At 36.2% G+C, this 5,025-nt stretch carries 4 protein-coding genes; all 4 read left to right on the forward strand.

Features of this window, described 5'->3' with window-relative positions:
- A partial coding sequence (locus BBH99_RS09655) for an MFS transporter (protein WP_066695022.1) occupies positions 1 to 808 on the forward strand: 808 nt, incomplete at its 5' end.
- Positions 809 to 824: 16 nt separating this feature from the next.
- On the forward strand, positions 825 to 1,613 hold the full coding sequence (locus tag BBH99_RS09660; protein ID WP_066695024.1) for an NUDIX hydrolase: 789 nt from the start codon (positions 825 to 827) through the stop codon (positions 1,611 to 1,613).
- Positions 1,614 to 1,741: 128 nt separating this feature from the next.
- Positions 1,742 to 2,920, forward strand: coding sequence for an acyl-CoA dehydrogenase family protein (locus BBH99_RS09665; RefSeq protein ID WP_066695025.1), 1,179 nt, complete (start codon positions 1,742 to 1,744; stop codon positions 2,918 to 2,920).
- Positions 2,921 to 3,080: 160 nt separating this feature from the next.
- Positions 3,081 to 5,025: T9SS type A sorting domain-containing protein (locus tag BBH99_RS09670; protein ID WP_066695026.1), on the forward strand; the 1,945-nt coding region annotated here is incomplete at its 3' end.

Below are 5,025 nucleotides of genomic sequence, written 5' to 3' on the forward strand. Positions count from 1 at the left end.
GGCAAAAACAATGAACAGTGTGGAAGCCTCTTTTATGATAGGAATATTTGTTGTCAATACAGGTTTTGGATGGCTTATCTCCAGCCAGTATTCTGAATTCTGGAGATTTGGGTTTCTGATGATTGCTTTATTATCTGTAATTACTATATTTCTTCTTTCAAAAATAGAGATAACAGAGTCTAAGCCATCAGGAAACAATAATATATTCTCAGAATTATCAGGGTTTACAACTCCTGTGGTTACCTTATTCCTTGCCGTGATCTTCTTTATTGTTTTTGTAGAACAGGGATTTAATTCATGGTTACCTTCTTTTTATAAGAATCATCTGAAAGTCAATTCCTTCTTTGCCCTGCAGGCCACTTCATTCCTCTCTCTCTTTTCGTATGCAGGAAGAATTGTTACCGCCAATATTATCCGTAGGTTTTCATTATCAAAATATTATGTCACCTGCATATCTCTTATTATTGCTTTACTGATCATCATTTTAGGGATTCAGTATTTTGATTCTGAGGATTCGAGGCTTATTCTTTTTTTATTTCCGGTGATAGGCTTATTTCTCTCACCACTCTACCCTGTTGTCAATTCAAAAATGATCACTTTGATTGATAAAGAAAAAGTGAATCTGTTTACCTCACTTATTGTTATTTTTTCTTCCTTGGGTAGCTCCGTGAGTTCCATCATTATGGCTATACTCTTCGGGAAGCAGCTTTTGAATTTTTATCCGCTTTATATTTTATGCACTGTAATTCTTCTTTTTGTGATTAGTTTAATGTATTTTAACGTCTCAAAAAGAAAATATAGAAAATAGTTTTATTTTTACATCCATGAAAATCAAAGACACAAAAAACAAAGAAACACTTCAGGAACTAATCGATACAAAGGATTTCGTTTCTCATATTTCTGTAGACTGTACGATATTCGGCTTTCATAATAATATTCTGAAAGTTCTGTTACTAAAGTATCATGATCTTGATCTGTGGTCACTTCCGGGTGGTTTTGTTTTTAATGATGAAGACCTTAGGGAAGCTGCAGAACGGGTTTTGTATGAACGAACGCATCTTAAAGATCTGTTTTTAAAACAATTCCATACATTCGGAAGAATTGATCGTACAGAAAATAATGTTCACCAGATCCTGCTTAGAAATAAAGGGATTGAAGTCCCCGAAGACCATTGGATTTTCCAAAGGTTTATTACGGTAGGATACTGCAGCCTTATTGATTTTTCATTGACGAATACATTTCCGGATGCTTTTAATGAAAGCTGTGAATGGTTTGAAGTGAATAATCTTCCCAAAATGGCATTCGACCACGACAGAATTATAGAAACCGGGCTGGAATACCTGAGAATGAATATCAATACCGAAGTTGCAGCCAGTAATCTTCTTCCTGAAAAATTTACGATGAAAGACCTTCAGGCTCTTTATGAAACCATTTTAGGACAGAAGTTCAGAAGAAATAATTTCCAGCGAAAAATTTTAAGTCTGAATATCCTGGACAGGTTGGAAAAACTATACGATGGTTCTGCCAATAAAGCTCCGTACCTGTATAAATTCAAGACCAAAGTGCATAATGCCACTAATCAGTATCCTATCTCTAATGATGAGGAGGTTTAAAATATGGATTTTATCCCTAAAACAGGAAAATTCCATATTATCTGTTTGAAAATCAGCATTTAGATAAGTTTTCAAAAAAATTTCTCAAACACCACGAAAAATGTTATTTTTAACAAAATCAAAAAATCATGTCATATTATCCTCTTACAAGCATCCCTGATTATTATGGAATAGATGCTTTACTTACTGAAGAACACAAACTGATCCGCCAATCTATCAGAGACTGGGTTGAAAGTTTTGTAATGCCGCAGATTGACCAGGCAGCCCAAAATCATACTGACCTTCCTGGCCTTATGAGAGAACTAGGGAAAATCGGGGCATTAGGTCCGTATATCCCGGTTGAGTATGGAGGTTCCGGCTTAGACCAGATTTCTTATGGTCTTATCATGCAGGAGTTGGAAAGAGGAGATTCTGCAGTGCGTTCTGCTGCTTCAGTACAAAGCTCTTTGGTAATGTTTCCTATTAATGAGTTCGGTTCTGAGGAGCAGAAAAAGAAATATCTTCCCAAACTGGCAGCAGGAGAAATGATCGGTTCTTTTGGATTAACGGAGCCTAACCATGGTTCTGATCCTGGTTCTATGGAAACGTATTTTAAGGATATGGGAGACCACTATCTTTTGAATGGTGCTAAAATGTGGATCACTAACTCTCCACTTTGCGATATTGCCGTAGTATGGGCAAAAAATGAGGAAGGAAAAGTACAGGGATTAATCGTTGAAAGAGGAATGGAAGGATTCACTACTCCGGAAACACATAATAAATGGAGCTTAAGAGCGTCTAAAACGGGAGAATTGGTATTTAACGATGTAAAAGTCCCGAAAGAAAACCTACTTCCGGGCGTTACAGGATTAAAAGGACCTTTATCTTGCCTGAACTCTGCCAGATATGGAATTTCATGGGGAGTAATAGGAGCAGCTATTGACTGCTACTGTACAGCAGTTCAGTATTCTAAAGAAAGAAGACAGTTTGGTAAACCAATCGGTTCTTATCAGCTTCAACAGAAAAAATTAGCTGAATTCTTAACAGAGATTACAAAAGCTCAGTTATTATGCCTTCAGCTAGGAAATCTTAAAAATGCTCATAAAGCCACTCCTGCACAAATCTCAATGGCAAAACGTAATAATGTAAAAATGGCTATTGATATTGCAAGAGAATCAAGACAGATCCTTGGAGGTATGGGTATCATGGGTGAATTCCCGATGATGAGACATGCTGCCAATCTGGAGTCTGTGATTACTTATGAAGGAACTCATGACGTTCATTTGTTAATCACCGGTTTAGATATTACAGGTATCAACGCTTTCTAAGAAAAGGAAAATATAAAATTGAGAGTCTGGTCTTTGGATCAGACTCTTTTATTTTACTCACATTTCAGAGAATTTAATATTCAATGAATAACTATTAATGTCCTAATATTTTTGTGAAATTAATAAAAATACTACATTGACAGTAGTAAAAATTCACGATATGAAGAAAATCATAACTTTTTTGATAGGACTCACTGCGCCATTTTACTTCGCTCAACAGGCAGGTGATGTAGTAAGTTCCGAACTGAAACTGGATTTAACACCGCAGGGCGTTGTTAATTTCATTGCTAATAATCTCGGTGAGCAAAACGCTCCTGATTTTGTGAGCTACCTGAATGGTTTCAATGTAGGTTTAAAAGGATATAAAATAACCTATTATACCAAAAATGAAAACAACATTCTTGTAAAAGCAACCGGACTGTTGATGTATCCAAATGTTAACATGAAACTTTCCACAGTAGTTTCAGATCATGGCACTACCGACAGCAGGCATAATGTTCCTTCTAATTTTAAAGGAACCCTGACAGCCGGATTTGTTGTGGAACTTTCCTATGTACTTAATGGTTATATTTTAATGGCTCCTGACTATGTTGGGATGGGAGACGGAGATGGTGTACATCCTTATGTAGATTATGCTACTGAAGCAGGAGCCACCATTGATTTCGTTACAGCAGCTAACAAAGTATTAACACAATTAGGGATAAAACGCTATGATGAATACTTCCTGGCAGGTTATTCTCAGGGAGCTCATGCAGCCATGTCCACCTTAAAAAGATTAAATGTCTCAAACCCTGGAAATCTAAAGTTTAAGTATGCCTATATGGGCGATGGTCCTTACGATATGTCAGAAACCACTTTAAAAAAAGGCGTTTTGGAAAAGGATATTTACCCGTTCAGTTCATTCCTTGCCAATGTTCTTCACAGTTGCAACAATACAGGATATAAAACCTATACCAATGATATTTCAGAAGTCATTTCTGCAGAATATCTTGATAAATATAACTATCATGTTGTTCAGGACAATGGAGGTTTACTCTGGGGGCCATTTCTATGGCGAAAACTGTTTACAACCAATTTTATCAATGAGGTCACTAATAACCCCAATCATAAATTCAGACAATGCCTGAAGCCTAAAGACGTATATGACTGGTATAATAAAACCCCTATGACTTTGGGCCATTCTACCGTTGATCTTGCCATTCCGCCCGAAAATACTTCCAAAACCATTGATGTACAAAGAGGGTATTACGCCTGGTGGGATCTGAATAAATACAAACTAGACTCCTTCTACTGGGGACCTCTGGGCCATGTGGGAGGTATTGTTCCATTTGTTTTGTCTTCCAATGCTAAGTTCAATACTTTAAGAAGTGGTGGGCTTTTCAATCAGTGGGCGGCTGTAGGATCTATTTTTGGAAAACAGTCAACAGAAACTTTATCAGAAACACTTCCCCTATTTTCTTCTCAGATCAAACCTGATCTTGGGAATATGCAGTTGATTGAAATCAGTGATTTCAATAAGGAGAAAGTAAGCCGAAAATCTGCTGACGATCGTACTCTATCTGCTTTAAAAGATGGTGTGTATCTTTTAAAAGTATCGGAAAACAGTCAGGAAAAAATGCTTCCTTATATTAAGAATACACCTAAACAAGTGGCTGAAAATGAAATCATACAATCAGACAACAATGATGTTTTAAAATTAAAAATTGATGAGAATGAACTTTCAGCAGTTCATATTTTTGATGAAAATAAAAATCTGATTAAAACCGTTTCCAAAGACCAATATCAAGAAAGTGGTGGAATCAGTCTTAAGGATCTGGATGCTCAGAAATATACATTTGAAGTGGCTACATCATATTATAATTTGCAGTTCAATAAGAACCTTGGAAGCAACAGACCGGAAAACAGTACAGATATCTTTGCTTACAACAAACAGATCAGAGCCAGATCGAATAACGATATTAAAACTATAAGTATATACAGCATTTCCGGTGCTCTAATTCATCAGCAGGAAATAAATTCCAAGCAATTTGAATCAAGAAATATGGAACCCGGAGTCTATATAGTACAAATGACTCTTTCCAACGGGAAAATAATTAATAAAAAAA

The organism is Chryseobacterium contaminans, assembly GCF_001684955.1.
Lineage (GTDB): Bacteria > Bacteroidota > Bacteroidia > Flavobacteriales > Weeksellaceae > Chryseobacterium > Chryseobacterium contaminans.